This is a genomic window from Massilia oculi (assembly GCF_017582745.1).
GTDB classification, from domain to species: domain Bacteria; phylum Pseudomonadota; class Gammaproteobacteria; order Burkholderiales; family Burkholderiaceae_D; genus Telluria; species Telluria oculi_A.
Map to the genome: position 1 here is coordinate 188253 of NZ_JAFVIM010000005.1, position 15857 is coordinate 204109.

Sequence of the window (15857 nt, forward strand, 5' to 3'; positions counted from 1 at the left end):
CCCGTTCAGGAGGCCAGCCGCCTGGCGAACAGCGCTTCCCAGGTCGGCTCGATCTCCACGTAGAGCGCGACCGCGGTCTCGATCCCGACCGCCTGCGGCGCCCCGATGCGGGTGGTGACCACGCCGGCCCGGCGCAGCATGCGCTCGATCGCGGTGGTGGTGACGGTGACGTAGCGCGACAGGCCGCGCTCGTGGGCGTGGCGGATGATGGCCTCGATCGATTCCATCGTCATCTCCGAAAAGCCGTAGCTGCCGGCCCCTTCGGTCTCGATCGCGAAGCGCGACAGCTCCCAGATATGCGGGTCGCTGGGCGGCTCCTGGCCGTCCAGCAGCTGAGGGAAGGAATCCTTGAGCATATACGGCCCCTCGGTCGGCAGCAGGCGCCAGCAGCCGCGCAGCGTCTCGCCGTCGCGCATCAGCATGTAGCGCGGCTCGAGCGCGTCGTAGCCGTCGATCTCCATGCCGGACAACACCGGCACTTCCCAGCCCAGCCGCCCGCGGAACACCTTCGCGCGCAGCGTATGCATTTCCCACAGCTCTTTGGATGCGAATGCGCGCCGTGGCGCGATCGTGATTTGCATGCTCATTGCCAACCCCCTCCTCGTTGAGAAAATCGGTTCAAGAAATATGCGCTGGGGAAGCACTGATTTATTCTGGCGGATGGGATTGGCAACATAAAAAGGCGTCCGGCAAGGCGCAAACCGCAGCCATACCGTGTGGTATGGCGAGGATTTGCAACGCAGCGGGACGTCTTTTTTATGTGCCAAGACCGCCGCCACGAATAAATCAGTGCTTCCCCGAGCATGGAAGCGTTATGCAAATCGGGTAAGCTGGGTACTATCAGCATTGATAGGTGGCGAGCAATATCGGCGGTGCAATACTTTTGGAAACGACGCAGTTTCTGAACTACTCGATTCATCACCCCGAAAGGAACCACCATGGCAAACGATCTGATGTGCGACGCACTGGCAGCCGAACTGCAGGCCAACCAGCTGGTCCACGCCGCCGGCGCGGCCCGCCTGGCGCCGCACGAACTGCGTCGGCTGCGCATCACCAAGCGCGAAAGCCAGGAAAAATTCTGGGGCCGCTTCGGCGTCACCCAGTCCAGCGGCAGCCGCTTTGAGACCGGCCTCGCGATCCCGGCGCCCGTGTCGATTCTTCTGCGCATGTACATGAACGGTAAGCTCAGCGATGGTGATCTTCAGGGGTGATGAGCCCCAGGGCGATGGCCTTGACCACCGCCTGCTGGCGAGTGTTGACGTCAAATTTTTGACGCACATTCGCCAGGTGAAAATTGACGGTGGCTTCGGAACAGCCGGTGATGCGCGCGACTTCCCATGACGACTTGCCCGCCATCACCCACTGCAACACTTCCAGCTCGCGCCGCGTCAGGCGCGGCGCCTCGTCCGGCCGCGCCGCCTCCTCGCGGAAACGCCCGGAAGATGCGAACGCATAGTCGCGCACCAGCGACAGCATCGGTAGCGCCTCGTTCATCGCGCGCTGTGCAGCGACATCCGGCCGCGCGTCGGACGCGAAACTGATCACCCCGAATTCGCCCTGCGGCCCGTGGATCGGCAGGGTCGCACCGCTGCGGATGCCGTGGGCGCTCGCTTCCTCGTACAGCTCGGCCTGCTGGGAGCTGGAAGCAAATGTGCCCGGCTGCCACACGATGGGCGTCGTGCTCGACAGGCAATGGGCGACGGTCGGATCGACGTAGGCGAAGCCGTTGCGGTCGTAGCGATCGCGCCAGTTGGCGGAATAATTACTGCGCAAGAAGGCCGACTCGAAGCGGGTATGGCGCGAATTGACGACGCCAAACAGCACGTGGTCGAAGCCCAGCCCCCGCGCAATGGTGAACAAGGACGCGCTCCAGTGGGAAGCATCCTTGGCCTGCGTCAGCTCGAGTAATAAAGCAGTGTCAATCATGGGGGCAAAGTTTGATGTAACACCCCTATGCTAGATGGTTCACCCCGTTCACAAATTCACAGAAATTAACAATCAAGATATTTACTTGTATCTAGCCTGCATATCGCTTGCATATTGTCGTGCATAAACCACAACAAAGTTGCAATCGTGCGCCCTCCCAGAGGGGAATCGGCTACCCTCCGCCGAATTACCTGTAACAAATTTCAGATTAGCAAGTATTTGCTAACCCAGATACGGTTTCGCAGCTTGACGTAGATCTATAGAATCGTATCTTGTACGTGTGTAAAAACGACATCTTTGCCGGACCCAACGGCTAACCACAGACTTCCTTTCAGGACGAGGATCCAGGCGATGAACACCATGACCGATATGGGCGAACAGTTGGACGTCAAACTGCTGCTCACCACATTGATGGCCTTGAAAAAAGGCGATTTCTCGGTACGCATGCCTGATGACTGGACCGGCGTGTCCGGCAAGATCGCCGATACCCTGAACGACATCATCGAGACCAAGCAAAAGATGGTCGAGACCGTCACGGAAGTCTCGCGGGTGGTGGGCCGCGAAGGCCACCTGACCCAGCGCGCCGACCTGCCGGGCGTGGTGGGCGGCTGGAGCACCATGATCAGCTCGGTCAACACCCTGATCGACGACCTGGTGCGCCCCACGACCGAAATGGCGCGCGTGATCGGCGCGGTGGCGAAAGGCGACCTGTCCCAGACCATGGCCCTGGAGGTCGACGGCCACCCGCTCAAGGGCCAGTACCTGCGCGCGGCGATGACGGCCAACACCATGGTCGAGCAGCTGTCGTCGTTCTCGTCCGAAGTCACGCGCGTGGCGCGCGAAGTCGGCACCGAGGGCAAGCTGGGCGGCCAGGCGCAGGTCAAGGGCGTGGCCGGCACCTGGAAGGACTTGACCGATTCGGTCAACTCGATGGCGGGCAACCTGACCTCGCAGGTGCGTAACATCGCCGAGGTGACCACCGCGGTGGCCAACGGCGACTTGTCCAAGAAGATCACGGTCGACGTGCGCGGCGAGATCCTGCAACTGAAGGACACCATCAACGTCATGGTGGACCAGCTGCGCTCCTTCGCCTCCGAAGTGACGCGGGTGGCGCGCGAGGTCGGCACCGAAGGTAAACTCGGCGGCCAGGCCTATGTGCCGGGCGTGGCCGGCACCTGGAAGGACTTGACCGACAACGTCAACTTCATGGCGTCGAACCTGACGGGCCAGGTGCGCAATATCGCGGCGGTGACCACCGCGGTGGCGAACGGCGACCTGTCCAAGAAGATCACGGTGGACGTGAAGGGCGAGATTCTCGAACTGAAGAACACCATCAACGTGATGGTGGACCAGCTGTCCTCGTTCGCCTCCGAGGTGACGCGGGTGGCGCGCGAGGTCGGCACCGAAGGCAAGCTCGGCGGCCAGGCGGTGGTGAAAGGCGTGGCCGGCACCTGGAAGGACTTGACCGACTCGGTCAACTCGATGGCGGGCAACCTGACCGGCCAGGTGCGTAACATCGCCGACGTGACCACCGCGGTGGCGAACGGCGACCTGTCCAAGAAGATCACGGTGGACGTGAAAGGCGAGATTCTCGAGCTGAAGAACACCATCAACGTGATGGTCGACCAGCTGAACTCCTTCGCTTCCGAGGTGACGCGGGTGGCGCGCGAGGTCGGCACCGAGGGCAAACTCGGCGGCCAGGCCAACGTGCCGGGCGTGGCCGGCACCTGGAAGGACTTGACCGACGGCGTGAACTCGATGGCGGGAAACCTGACCGCCCAGGTGCGTAATATCGCCGAAGTGACCACCGCGGTGGCGAACGGCGACCTGTCCAAGAAGATCACGGTGGACGTCAAGGGCGAGATCCAGGAACTGAAGAACACGATCAACGTGATGGTCGACCAGCTGTCGTCGTTCGCATCGGAAGTGACGCGCGTGGCGCGCGAGGTCGGCACCGAAGGTAAGCTCGGCGGCCAGGCCTATGTGCCGGGCGTCGGCGGCACCTGGAAGGACTTGACCGACAACGTCAACTTCATGGCCTCCAACCTGACCGGCCAGGTGCGTAATATCGCGGCGGTGACCACCGCCGTGGCGCGCGGCGACCTGTCCAAGAAGATCACCGTGGACGTGAAGGGCGAGATTCTCGAGCTGAAGGACACCATCAACGTCATGGTGGACCAGCTGTCCTCGTTCGCGTCGGAGGTGACCCGGGTGGCGCGCGAGGTCGGCACCGAGGGTAAACTCGGTGGCCAGGCCAACGTGTCGGGCGTGGCCGGCACCTGGAAGGACTTGACGGAAAACGTCAACCAACTGGCGGCCAACCTCACCAACCAGATGCGCGCGATCGGTGAAGTGGCGACCGCGGTGACGCGCGGCGACCTGTCGCGTTCCATTCAGGTGGAAGCGCGCGGCGAGGTGTCCTATCTGAAGGACAACATCAACGAGATGATCCGCAACCTGAAGGAGACCACGCAGAAGAACGCGCAGCAGGATTGGCTCAAGACCAACCTTGCGCGCTTCACCCGTTTGCTGCAGGGCCAGCGCGACCTGCAGGCGGTGACCAAGCTGATCCTGTCGGAACTGGCGCCCCTGGTCTCGGCCCACCACGGCGTGTTCTACATGATGGACTCGCAGGAGACCGACGCCAGGTTGCGCATGATCGCGAGCTACGGCTACCGCTCGAGCCGCAAGCTGCCGACCTCCTTCCTGCCGGGCGAAGGCCTGGTGGGCCAGTGCGCGCTGGAGAAGACCCGCATCTGGCTGACCGACGTCCCGCGCGATTACATCGTGGTGTCCTCGGGCCTGGGCTCGGCGCCGCCGAACAATATCGTGGTGCTGCCGATCCTGTTCGAGCAGCAGGTCAAGGCGGTCATCGAGATCGCCTCGCTCGACCGCTTCACCGAAACCCACCTGTCCTTCCTCGACCAGCTGATGGAGTCGATCGGCGTGGTCCTGAACACGATCGAAGCCAACAGCCGCACCGAGTCGCTGCTGACCCAGTCGCAGTCGCTGGCGCAGGAACTGCAGCAGACGAACCAGGAGCTGGGCGAGAAGGCGCGCCTGCTGTCCGAGCAGAACATCGAGGTTGAGCGCAAGAACCGCGAGGTGGAGCAGGCCAAGCTGGCGCTGGAAGAAAAAGCGACCCAGCTGGCGCTGTCCTCGAAGTACAAGTCCGAGTTCCTGGCCAATATGTCGCACGAGCTGCGCACGCCATTGAATTCGCTGCTGATCCTGGCCCAGCAGCTGTCCGACAACCCGGAAGGCAATCTGTCCGGAAAACAGGTGGAGTTCGCGAAGACGATCTACGGCTCCGGTTCGGACTTGCTGACCCTGATTAACGACATTCTCGACCTGTCCAAGATCGAGTCGGGCACCGTCACCCTGGACGTCTCGGAATACCGCTTCTCGAACCTGCGCAACTACGTCGACCGCACCTTCCGCCACATGGCCGAGGCCAAGCACCTGGGCTTCCAGGTCGAGCTGGCCGAGAACCTGCCGACCGCCGTGATGACCGACACCACGCGCCTGCAGCAGGTGCTGAAGAACCTGCTATCCAATGCCTTCAAGTTCACCAGCCATGGCCAGGTCTCTCTGGGCATCAGCCTGGTGACCAGCGGCTGGACCGCCGACCACCCGAACCTGGAACACGCCGATGCGGTGCTGGCGTTTTCGGTCTACGACACCGGCGTGGGCATCCCGGCCGACAAGCTGCAGCTGATCTTCGAAGCCTTCCAGCAGGCCGACGGCTCGACCGCGCGCAAGTATGGCGGCACGGGTCTCGGCCTGTCGATTTCGCGCGAGCTGGCGCGCCTGCTGGGCGGCGAGATCCGGGTCGAATCGACGGTCAACGTCGGCTCGGTGTTCACGCTCTACCTGCCGTACAACCGCGCCGGCTTCATCAACTACGAACAGGCGCGCCAGCCGCAGCCGGCGCGCCTGGCGCCGCCACTGAACGTCCCCGCCCCGCTGGTGCCAGTGCTGCAGGAGAACAGCGAAGTCTCGACGCTCGACCTGACGACCGACCTGCTCGATCCGAGCGGCGCCGTGGTCGAATACGCGAGCGTGCTGGACGACCGTGGCCTGGTGACGCCGGGCGACCCGTCGGTGCTGATCGTCGAGGACGACGAGCGCTTCGCCAAGGTGGTGCTCGAATTCGCCCGCGAGAAAAACTTCAAGGCGATCGTCACCCACCGCGGCGATTCGACCTTGTCGCTGGCGCGCGACTACCTGCCGTCGGCGATCCTGCTCGACATCGACCTGCCGGACATCGACGGTTTCACGGTGCTCGACCGCCTGAAACGCGACCCGAGCACGCGCCACATCCCGGTGCACGTGATGTCGTCACTGCGCGAGCGCGAGCGCGCGCTGCGCCAGGGCGCTATCTCGTACATCAACAAGCCGGTCGAACGCGAGGCGCTGAACGAGGAATTCAAGCGCATCCAGAAATTCCTGATGGGCGGCAAGCGCAGCCTGCTGGTGGTCGAGGACGACCCGGCCCAGCGCGATTCGATCGTGTCCCTGATCGGCAACAACGACATCCACATGGTCACCGTCGACAATGGCGCGGCGGCGCTCGAGGCGCTGCAGACCTCGCACTTCGACTGCATGGTGCTGGACCTGACCCTGCCCGACATCTCGGGCTTCGACCTGCTCGACCAGATCGGCCGCAACGAACGCCTGCGCGACCTGCCGATCGTGATCTACACCGCCCAGGAGCTCAATCGCAAGGAAGTCACGAAGCTCAAGCGCTTCGCCAAGACCATCGTGATCAAGGACGCGCGCTCGCCCGAACGCCTGCTGGACGAGACGGCGCTGTTCCTGCACCGTTCGCAGGCCAGTCTGCCCGAGACCCAGCGGCGCATGCTGGAAGAGATCCACGCCCTCGACTCGGGCCTGGCCGGACGCAGGGTGCTGATCGTCGACGATGACCTGCGCAATATCTTCGCGCTTTCCACGCTGCTGGAGCGCCAGCAGATGCAGGTGCTGTTCGCCGAGAACGGCCGCGACGGCATCGAGGTGCTCGAGAAAGACCCGGGCATCGAGATCGTCCTGATGGACATCATGATGCCCGAGATGGACGGCTACGACACGATGCGGGCGATCCGCCGCATCCCCAAATTCCGCTCGCTGCCGATCATCACGCTGACCGCGAAGGCGATGAAGGGCGACCGCGACAAGTGCATCGCGGCCGGCGCCTCGGACTACATCACCAAGCCGGTCGACGTGGCGCAGCTGCTGTCGATGATGCGGGTCTGGTTGCACTGAGGCAGCGGTGAATGCCTTGACTGGTGTGCCGGTCGATACCGGCCTGGCGGAGCTCGAGATCGAGCTGCTGCTCGAAGCCCTGTACCAGCGCTTCGGCCTGGACTACCGCAGCCACGAGCGCGCGATCCTGCGACGCCGGCTGCAGGAGCTCGCGCGCCTGCACGCCTTGCCGAACCTGACGCGGCTGCAGGAACAGGTGCTGCATGCGCCCGGCGCGGCGCTGGGCGTGGTGCGCGCGCTGGCGGTGCAGCCGGCGGCGTTGTTCGACCGTCCCGACTGGGCGCGGCGCCAGCGCGACGCGCTGGCCGACAGCCTGCGTCCGACCGCGCTGCCCAAGGTCTGGCTGCCCGAGGTGGCCGGCGTGGGAGAAGCCTGGACCCTGGCCGTGCTGCTGGCCGAGGAAAAGCTGTACGGACGCACCGAGGTGTTCGCGACCCTGGCCAGCGACGAACTGCTGTTCGAGGCGAGAGAAGCCACGCTGCCGGCCTCGCAGCTGGTGGAGGCCCAGCGCGGCTACGAAGCCAGTGGCGGCACGGGGCGGCTGGCCGACTACTTCGAGGTCAGCGACGGCCGCGCGCGCCTTCTGCCGCAGCTGCGCGAGCGCATCACTTGGCTGCAATACTGCCTGGTGACGGACGGCTCGTTCAACGAGTTCCACGCTATCGTCTGCTGCCGCGCCCTGCCCGACTTCGGCCCGGTGCTGCGCCAGCGCGTGCTGCGCCTGTTCAGGGACAGCCTGGCCCTGTTCGGGGTGCTCGGGATCGACCGCGAGCTGGCGCCGGGCGATGCGGCGGCGAGCGACTACCAGCCTTTGTTCGAGGATGGGGCCTGGTACAAGCGGGTGCGCTGAGCCTCACACGATGGCCGCGGCTGACCGTTCGGCGGCCATCCACGCATCGATCCTGCCCGCCACGCCCGGCCGCAGGTGCAGGCCCAGCTTGGTGCGGCGCCATAGGACGTCGGCCGCACTGCGGGCCCACTCGTGCCGCATCAGGTAGCGCAGCTCGGCCTCGTACAGCCCCGGCGCCACTTCAAGGCCCAGGTCGGCCAGCGACTGGCACGCCCCCAGCAAGATGTCCACCCGCGTGCCATAAGCGCGCGCATAGCGCAGCGCCAGCGGCTTGGGCAGCCAGGCGTGACTCCGCTGCAGCGCCGCCACCCAGCGGTCGAATTCCAGCACGCTGCGGCTGTCGGGCCGCGGCCCGAACAGGTCGCCGCCCGGCAGCACGGCGTGCGCGGTCCACGCGCCGGTCGGCGTCTTGCAGAGCAACGGCGCGATCCAGTCGACCGCTTCCTCGGCCAGCTTGCGATAGGTGGTGATCTTGCCGCCGAAGACCGACAGCAGCGGCGGACCGCCGGCGTCATGCTCGAGGAAATAATCGCGCGTGATCGCCGCCGGATTGCCGGCATCGTCTTCCAGCAGCGGGCGCACGCCGGAATAACTCCACACCACGTCGCCAGGGGCCAGCTGGCGCTTGAAGTAACGGTTGACCAGCGCGCACAGGTAGAGCGTCTCGTCTTCTCCGATCGCCACCGCGCCGGGGTCGCCCGCGAAGTCGATGTCGGTGGTCCCGACCAGGGTGAACGCTTCTTCGTAGGGGATCGCGAACACGACCCGCCCGTCCTCGTGCTGGAACAGGTAGGCGCAGCCGTGCTCGAACAGGCGCGGCACGACGATGTGGCTGCCCTTGATCAGGCGCAGCGCGCGGTGCGGCGCCTCCCGGTTGGCGCGCCCGGCGAAGCGGGCCGCCCACGGGCCGGCGGCGTTGACCAGGCCGCGCGCACGCACGGTCAGGGGCGCGCCATCCTGGTCGATGCGCGCCTCCCAGTGCGCGGCGCGCCGGACCACGGCTTCGCAGGCCGCATGGGTGAGCACCCGCGCCCCGCGCTCGTGCGCATCGAGGGCATTGAGCACCACCAGCCGCGCATCGTCGACCCAGCCGTCGGAATAGGCGAAGGCGCGCGTAAACTCGGGCTTGAGCGGCGCCCCGGCGCGGTGGCCGGCCAGCTCGATCGCGCTGGATGCGGGCAGGAAGGCGCGCGGCGCCAGGCGGTCGTAGAGGAACAGGCCGGCGCGGATCAGCCAGGCCGGCCGCTGCCCTGCGACGTGTGGCATCACGAAGCGCAGCGGACGCATGATGTGCGGCGCGCTCCTGAGCAGGGTCTCGCGTTCGGCCAGCGCCTTGCGCACCAGGCCGAATTCGCGATATTCCAGATAGCGCAGGCCGCCATGGATCAGCTTGCTGGAGGCGGAGGAGGTATGCGCGCCCAGGTCGTCCTTTTCGCACAGCACCACCGACAGGCCGCGCCCGGCCGCGTCGCGCGCGATGCCGGCGCCATTGATGCCGCCGCCGACCACCAGCAGGTCGCAATCGATCGTCGTGTCCGCCCCCATCGCCTCTGCTATCGAAAAGGTGCACACACGTGCACACCGCTCTCTTCCTGCCCCGAGCCGTCCTGTTGACCGTACTCGTATCTGACAGGCGTGACTTTCCCGCCTGCCGCCGGAACCTCTCCAGCGGCAGTGCCATACGTTGCCGCATGACTCGCCTCGGGTAGCGCCGTTCTCGCCACGAGGGCGTCGGTGGCGAGCCGTTGCAGATTGATCGCGGCGTTCACATCCCGGTCGTGAGAGATACCGCAAGCGCAAGTCCAATGACGCTCACTGAGTTTCAATGCGGTGTAATGCGCGCCGCATGCCGAACACAGTTTGCTGGACGGATACCAGCGATCCGCCAGCACCAATATCGTGCCATAACGTTGCGCCTTGTACTGGAGCTGACGCCGGATCTCGTAGAATCCGACATCAGCGATCGCACGCGCCAGTCGATGGTTGGCCAGCATGCCGCTCACGTTCAGGTCCTCGATCGCTATCGCTTGGTTTTCGCGGCACAGTCGAGTCGTGAGCTTATGGATGAAATCGGTACGTACATGGGTGATGCGCGCATGCAGGCGCGCCAGCGTACGGGCATCCTTTTTCCGGTTACGCGACACCGGCAGACGCATACCTTTCGGGATCGTGCCCGTGATCCCGGCACTGGCCTTCGCGGCTTTCAGCTTGCGTGCATGGCGGCGCGAGCGGATGCGCAGGCGCCGCTGGCTAGCACGTAGCGGCCGTGGGGCCGGTATCTTCTCGGCAGTGGACAGGACGGCTGCAGCGCTTATGCCGAGATCGACCCCAACCACGCCATCACCCTGGCGCTGCAGGCGGGCCAGCTGTTCAGGTAGCTTGACCTGCACGGCCACATACCAGTGGTCGGCTTCGCGCGATACGCATGCGCCCATGATCTTTCCGGGAAACCGCAGGAGCTCGGCCAGCACGACCTTCCCGATCCTTGGCAGCACGGCGCACTTGCCCTCAAAACGAATCTTGTCGTTGGCAATATAGAACGAGTCGCGGCAGCGGCCTTTCCTTTTAAATGTCGGTGAATAGGCTTTGTTGCCGGCTTGCCGTTGCTCGTAGTAGCGGCGCCACGCCCGCTCCAGGTGCGCGAAAGGCTGCGCATGCGCATCGCGGTGAATCGTTCGCAACCAAGGTCTGCCTTCGGCATCGAGCCAGTCCGGGTGAGCATACTTGATCCCATTGAACTGTTTTTTCAATTTCATGGCGTCTGGACGCTGCCCCAGCGCGGTTTGCCGCTGCCATTCGGCCAGCGCCCAGTTCCAGACTTTGCGCGCCGTCCCCGCCGCTCGCGCGAAATAGTCGCGCTGCTCAGGCGTGGCTTCAATCCGGATGCGATGTGACAGCAGCATTGCGCGCGTCCTTGCTCAATGCAACATCCAACTGGCGGCGATAGTTGCGCAGCCCATATAAACGACTTGAGAAACAATGCACGATGGTCATCATGTCCTGCACCATTTCCTGTTCAGGGGACAAGCGCTCCTGGTTCAGTACGAGCAGCTCGCAGCCATGTTCGTGCGCTATGTGTTCGAACCATTCGTATCCGAAGCGCGTCAGGCGATCCCGGTGCGCCAGCACCAGGGGGCGCACCTCGCCTCGCCCGAGCGCGTCGGTCAGCTCCAGCAAGCGCGGACGCCTGAAATTGAGCCCGCCGCCGATCTCTTCGATGAACTCGACATCCGCCAGTCCACGCGCTGTGCAAAATTCTTCGAGAACCCGGCGTTGATTGCGCAAATCAGGCTTTTGCGCAGCGCTGGACACCCTGCAGTAAGCGATGATCCGGTATGGAGCCGGGCGTGACTGCAATCCGATCCGCTCAGCGATCTGCGTTTCACTATAGAGGCGCAGACCGGTTGGGCTACGCGCTAGTGGAGAGAACGTGCCACAGCGATCCCAGCGTTGCAACGTCTTGGATGTCACACCAAGCCTGCGCGCTGCCGCTCCGGTCTTCAGCATCATTTCCATAGTGTTCTCTCATGTACACTTACGTAGGTTCAGACACTAGAATTGTGACTAGAGTTCCGCTCCTCATGGTCCCCCACGCGCATCCGATCCACTGTACGCGGGCGCGCAGGTCTTGCGTACGCATGGATCAATTATGCGGAGAATGGACGGACCGGTGTGTAAAATCGCCACATGTCCATCCCGTCCACGCCAGACCGGACCCGCGCCTGGGTCCGCATGCCATCCGGCCGCCGCCTCGACCTGCTCGACCCGACACCCTTCGACTGGGACGACGCCGACCTGGCGCTCGGCCTGGCCCGCACCTACCGCTGGGGCGGCCACTCGGCCTGGCCGCTGCCGCTGTCGGTGGCCCAGCATTCGATCACCGTCATGCTGCTGCGCCGCGCGGCCGCGCCGGCCATCACGCCGCTGGAAGAATTGCGCGAACTGCTGCACGACGCCGAGGAAGGCCTGCTCGGCTTCGACGCGATCTCGGTCATCAAGCCCTTCCTGGGCGACGCCTTCCGCGCGCTGACCAGGCGCCTGGAACACATGGTCTTCCTGCGCTACGGCCTGCCGGCCTGGGACGCGCGCGGCCACGCGGCGCACAAGCGCGCCGACCGCCTGGCCGCGGCCACCGAGGCGGTGCACGTGGCCGGCTGGTCGCGCGAGGAAGTGCGGCGCACCCTCAAGATCCGCGCCGAGGTGCTGGCCGAGGACCCGCTCGCCGCCCATTACGATTGCCGGCCGTGGGAGCCGTGGGCGCCTGGCGTGGCCTGCGAGCGCTTCCTGGCCGAACTCGAGCGGCTCAAGGCGAGCGCCCATGGATGAGATCGCGCGCGCCTGCGCTTTGCTGAGGGAGGCCGACGGCCTCCTGATCGCCGCCGGCGCCGGCATCGGCGTCGATTCGGGCCTGCCCGATTTTCGCGGCAATACCGGCTTCTGGAAAGCCTATCCGCCACTGGCCGAACGCGGCCTGCCATTTCGCGAGATGGCCAATCCGGCGAGTTTCGAGCGCGATCCGCATCTGGCCTGGGGCTTTTATGGCCACCGGCTCGACCTGTACCGGCGCACGCGACCGCATGCGGGCTTCGCGATCCTGCGCGCGCTGGGAGACCGCATGCGGCATGGCAGCTTCGTCTTCACGAGCAATGTCGACGGCCAGTTCCTGCGCGCCGGTTTCGCGCACGACCGGATCGCCGAATGCCACGGCACCATTCACCACCTGCAGTGCACCCGTCCCTGCCGCGATGTCACCTGGCCGGCGGACGACTTCGAGCCCGAGGTGGACCTGGCCCGCTGCGCGCTGCGGTCGCCGCTGCCGGCCTGCCCGCACTGCGGCGCCCTGGCCCGCCCCAATATCTTGATGTTCAACGACGTCGCCCGGGTCGACATTCCCGGCGACACCCAGCTCGAGCGGCTGGCGCAGTGGCGCGCAGGGGTTGCCCGGCTTGCCGTGATCGAGCTCGGCGCCGGCACCGACCTGCCCTCGGTGCGCCGCTTTACCGAGTCGCAGGGCGTGCACGCGATCCGTATCAATCCGCGCGAACACCGCATCGTGGGCGGCGTCGGAATCCCCATGGGCGCGCTCGCCGCCCTGCAGGCGATCGCACAGGAAATGGACATTGTGGTCAAGTAATATTGAACACTAAGTGGCTGATTTCATTCAGCCTTTTGGACTATCCACAAGAAATGTGGATAAGTGTGTGGAAAAGCGCCACTTGACAAGCCGCAAGCGCAGTATCGATGCGGGTTTCAACAAAATGCCCGTTCTGGAGGCAAAAAAATACCCTCGTAAAATCAGTCACTTGCACGTGCACCACTTCTGCGCGTCCATGTCACATACGGCAAATTCCTACAAAAGCGGGGCACGGGGGATAAGTCGTCAATTTGCCCGCATCTGTCGTCATTTCCACGCGTTCCGGGCCCGGTCTCGCACCATCATGCGAATGCTGTCGGGCATCGGCGTACGCAGCTCGCGCTTGTCGGCGCTGAGCCAGGCACATTCTTCGAAATGCTTGAGCATCACCGGGGTGATGAAGCGCGTGCGCGCCGCGTACACGTGGCGGTCGCCCATGCTCGACTGCTGCTTGATGAAGAAGCGGTTCGGCACCACCAGGTGCAGGTTTTCACGCGCGCGCGTCATGGCGACGTAAAGCAGGCGCCGCTCTTCCTCGATATCTTCCTGGCTGCCGGTCGCCATGTCCGACGGAATGCAGCCGTCGACGACATTCAGAACGTGCACCGAATTCCATTCTTGCCCCTTGCTCGAGTGGATGGTGGACAGGATCACGTAATCTTCGTCGAGCAGCGGCGCGCCGGCGCGGTCGCTGGTGGCTTCGGGCGGGTCGAGCGTGATCTCGGCCAGGAAGCTCTCGCGGTTGCCATAACCGCCCGACAGCGCCACCAGCTGGTCGAGGTCGGCCGCGCGCACCTGCGCATCGTCGTGCAGGCGCTCGAGGTGCGGCTGGTACCACGCGCGCGCCAGCTCGAGGTCCATCGGCCAGCGCAGGCCGGGCGTACGCAGGCGCCGGTACAGGTCGCAGAACGCCTGCCAGTCGGTCTTGCAGCGCGCCGGCACCGGGAATGCCTCCAGCGCCGCCGCCGCGTCGTTGCTGGTGCCGGCGGCCTCGACCAGACGGGTGGCGGTCGCCTGGCCGATGCCGGGAATCAGCTGCAGCGCGCGGAAACCCGCCAGGCGTCCGCTCGGGTTCTGGGCGAAGCGCAGCACGGCCAGCATGTCCTTGATGTGGGCAGCTTCCAGGAATTTGAGGCCGCCGAACTTGACGAAGGGGATGTTGCGGCGCATGAGTTCGAGCTCGAGCGCGGCGCTGTGGCTGGCGGCGCGAAACAGCACCGCCTGCGACTTCAGCGGCATGCCGGTCTCGCGCTGTTCGAGGATGCGGTTGCAGACCCAGCGCGCCTGTTCGGCTTCGTCGGGAATCAAGACCAGCTGCGGCTTGATGCTTGACGCCTTGTCGGTCCACAGGGTCTTGGCGTGGCGCTCGAGCGCGGCGCCGATCACCGCGTTCGACGCGTCCAGGATCGGCTGCGTGGAGCGGTAGTTGCGCTCCAGGGTGATCAGCTGCGCCGGCTGCGAGAACTGGCCGGCGAAGTCGAGGATGTTGCGCACGGTCGCGCCGCGAAAGCCATAGATCGACTGCGCATCGTCGCCCACCACCATCACGCCGCGGCCGTCGGGCTTCATGCCGGTGACGATGGCCGCCTGCAGGCGGTTGGTGTCCTGGTATTCGTCGACCAGCACGTGATCGAACAGCGCGCCGAGTTCAAGCCCCAGCACCGGGTCGGCCGCCATCTCGGCCCAGAACAGCAGCAGGTCGTCGTAGTCGAGCACGTTTTGTTCCTGCTTGGCGTCGACATAGGCGCCGAACAGCGTCTTGAGCTGGGCTTCCCACTCGCTGCACCAGGGGAAGAAGGCCTGCAGCACCCCGTCGAGCGGCTCGCGGCCATTGACCACCCGCGAATAGATCGACAGGCAGGTGCCTTTCAGCGGAAAGCGTTTCTCGAGCTGACTCAGGCCGATCTCGTGGCGCACCATGCCCATCAGGTCTTCGGAGTCGCCGCGGTCGTGGATCGTGAACTGATCGTCCAGCCCGATGCGCCCGGCGAACTCGCGCAGCAGGCGCGCCCCGATGCTGTGGAAGGTGCCGGCCCAGGGCAGCGTGACCGGCGCCTGGCTGCCCTTGAGCCCGAACAGCCGGTGCAGCACGCCGCCGGCGCGCTGGGTCATTTCGGTGGCGGCGCGGCGCGAAAACGTCAGCAGCAGGATGCGCTGCGGATCGGCGCCCGACTGGATCAGGCGCGCCACCCGGTGCGCCAGCGTATTGGTCTTGCCGGAGCCGGCGCCGGCCACCACCAGCAAGGGACGCGGCGCGTCGAGCCCGACGTCGTGCTCGACCGCCGCCCGCTGCTCGGGATTCAGGCTGGCGAACGGGTCGTCGGTAGACGAGGTGATGATCGGATCGGCGACGGCGGACATGGGCGGAATCTGGAAATGCCATACTGTACATTTATCCAGTCCCGGGCCGCAAGGAGAAAATGGGGCCGCCTTGTGTCACTGTCAAAAGGTTGTCAAGAATGACATCAGCCGTGACCTGAACAATCGCTGCCAAGTCACGGAAAATCAAGGCGTTTTTCGGATATCCACAAAGTCTGTGAATAAGTGTGTGGAAAAGCGGGGGCTTGACACGCTGGACGCGGCCTCCCGTGCGGCTTTCAACAATTTGCCTATTGGGAAGGCAATCTCGTTTCCGCTGAAAATCAAGGGTTTACAAGATTTAACCCCGACTGACACAGTATG

General features: G+C 64.9%; 11 protein-coding genes. 5 read left to right on the forward strand and 6 right to left on the reverse strand.

The genetic code is table 11. From position 1 onward, the window contains the following. Positions 1–5: 5 nt before the first annotated feature. Positions 6–587 carry an acyl-homoserine-lactone synthase gene (locus J3U95_RS08175; RefSeq protein WP_109347447.1) on the reverse strand — a complete coding sequence of 194 codons (582 nt, stop codon included), beginning with the start codon at positions 585–587 and terminating at the stop codon, positions 6–8. Between the two features lie 351 nt (positions 588–938). Here J3U95_RS08175 and J3U95_RS08180 point away from each other — a divergent pair, with 351 nt between their 5' ends. Next, positions 939–1211, forward strand: coding sequence for a helix-turn-helix domain-containing protein (locus J3U95_RS08180; RefSeq protein ID WP_208278110.1), 273 nt, complete (start codon positions 939–941; stop codon positions 1209–1211). Here the strand turns inward: J3U95_RS08180 and J3U95_RS08185 are convergent. Beyond that, on the reverse strand, positions 1186–1926 hold the full coding sequence (locus tag J3U95_RS08185) for a helix-turn-helix transcriptional regulator (RefSeq protein WP_208278111.1): 741 nt from the start codon (positions 1924–1926) through the stop codon (positions 1186–1188). The genes J3U95_RS08180 and J3U95_RS08185 overlap by 26 nt on opposite strands. 351 nt (positions 1927–2277) lie before the next feature. Between J3U95_RS08185 and J3U95_RS08190 the strand changes: the two genes are divergently transcribed. Together J3U95_RS08190 and J3U95_RS08195 are read left to right on the forward strand one after the other, a co-directional pair. Beyond that, positions 2278–7191: a hybrid sensor histidine kinase/response regulator gene (locus J3U95_RS08190; RefSeq protein WP_208278112.1), complete on the forward strand. Its 4914-nt coding sequence runs from the start codon at positions 2278–2280 to the stop codon at positions 7189–7191. Between the two features lie 7 nt (positions 7192–7198). Next, positions 7199–8041 carry a protein-glutamate O-methyltransferase CheR gene (locus tag J3U95_RS08195; protein ID WP_208278113.1) on the forward strand — a complete coding sequence of 281 codons (843 nt, stop codon included), beginning with the start codon at positions 7199–7201 and terminating at the stop codon, positions 8039–8041. Positions 8042–8044: 3 nt separating this feature from the next. On the opposite strand, the gene glpD is transcribed toward J3U95_RS08195, so the two are convergent. The 3 genes from glpD to J3U95_RS08210 are packed head-to-tail and all read right to left on the reverse strand — an operon-like array spanning position 8045 to position 11557. After that, positions 8045–9586 carry a glycerol-3-phosphate dehydrogenase gene (glpD, locus tag J3U95_RS08200; protein ID WP_208278114.1) on the reverse strand — a complete coding sequence of 514 codons (1542 nt, stop codon included), beginning with the start codon at positions 9584–9586 and terminating at the stop codon, positions 8045–8047. A gap of 8 nt (positions 9587–9594) precedes the next feature. Beyond that, positions 9595–10944 carry an RNA-guided endonuclease InsQ/TnpB family protein gene (locus J3U95_RS08205; RefSeq protein ID WP_208278115.1) on the reverse strand — a complete coding sequence of 450 codons (1350 nt, stop codon included), beginning with the start codon at positions 10942–10944 and terminating at the stop codon, positions 9595–9597. Beyond that, complete coding sequence (locus tag J3U95_RS08210) at positions 10916–11557, reverse strand: IS607 family transposase (RefSeq protein ID WP_208278116.1); 642 nt, start codon at positions 11555–11557, stop codon at positions 10916–10918. The genes J3U95_RS08205 and J3U95_RS08210 overlap by 29 nt, the downstream gene beginning before the upstream one ends. A gap of 171 nt (positions 11558–11728) precedes the next feature. On the opposite strand from J3U95_RS08210, the gene J3U95_RS08215 reads away from it, so the two are divergent. Then, positions 11729–12367, forward strand: a complete 639-nt coding sequence (locus J3U95_RS08215) for a phosphohydrolase (protein ID WP_229519706.1) — start codon at positions 11729–11731, stop codon at positions 12365–12367. Further along, the gene (locus J3U95_RS08220) at positions 12360–13175 is read left to right on the forward strand and encodes an SIR2 family NAD-dependent protein deacylase (RefSeq protein ID WP_208278117.1); all 816 of its coding nucleotides are present in this window, start codon (positions 12360–12362) and stop codon (positions 13173–13175) included. The genes J3U95_RS08215 and J3U95_RS08220 overlap by 8 nt, the downstream gene beginning before the upstream one ends. A gap of 267 nt (positions 13176–13442) precedes the next feature. Here J3U95_RS08220 and J3U95_RS08225 read toward each other — a convergent pair whose 3' ends face one another. Next, a complete protein-coding gene (locus J3U95_RS08225; RefSeq protein ID WP_208278118.1) occupies positions 13443–15536 on the reverse strand; it encodes an ATP-dependent helicase in 2094 nt (697 codons plus the stop codon). Positions 15537–15857 lie beyond the last annotated feature (321 nt).

What these genes read in the sequence shown, in the direction of transcription:
- J3U95_RS08175 (WP_109347447.1), bottom strand. Translation starts at nt 587, where the DNA reads ATGAGCATGCAAATCACGATCGCGCCACGGCGCGCATTCGCATCCAAA.
- J3U95_RS08180 (WP_208278110.1), top strand. Translation starts at nt 939, where the DNA reads ATGGCAAACGATCTGATGTGCGACGCACTGGCAGCCGAACTGCAGGCC.
- J3U95_RS08185 (WP_208278111.1), bottom strand. Translation starts at nt 1,926, where the DNA reads ATGATTGACACTGCTTTATTACTCGAGCTGACGCAGGCCAAGGATGCT.
- J3U95_RS08190 (WP_208278112.1), top strand. Translation starts at nt 2,278, where the DNA reads ATGAACACCATGACCGATATGGGCGAACAGTTGGACGTCAAACTGCTG.
- glpD (WP_208278114.1), bottom strand. Translation starts at nt 9,586, where the DNA reads ATGGGGGCGGACACGACGATCGATTGCGACCTGCTGGTGGTCGGCGGC.
- J3U95_RS08205 (WP_208278115.1), bottom strand. Translation starts at nt 10,944, where the DNA reads ATGCTGCTGTCACATCGCATCCGGATTGAAGCCACGCCTGAGCAGCGC.
- J3U95_RS08210 (WP_208278116.1), bottom strand. Translation starts at nt 11,557, where the DNA reads ATGGAAATGATGCTGAAGACCGGAGCGGCAGCGCGCAGGCTTGGTGTG.
- J3U95_RS08215 (WP_229519706.1), top strand. Translation starts at nt 11,729, where the DNA reads ATGTCCATCCCGTCCACGCCAGACCGGACCCGCGCCTGGGTCCGCATG.
- J3U95_RS08220 (WP_208278117.1), top strand. Translation starts at nt 12,360, where the DNA reads ATGGATGAGATCGCGCGCGCCTGCGCTTTGCTGAGGGAGGCCGACGGC.
- J3U95_RS08225 (WP_208278118.1), bottom strand. Translation starts at nt 15,536, where the DNA reads ATGTCCGCCGTCGCCGATCCGATCATCACCTCGTCTACCGACGACCCG.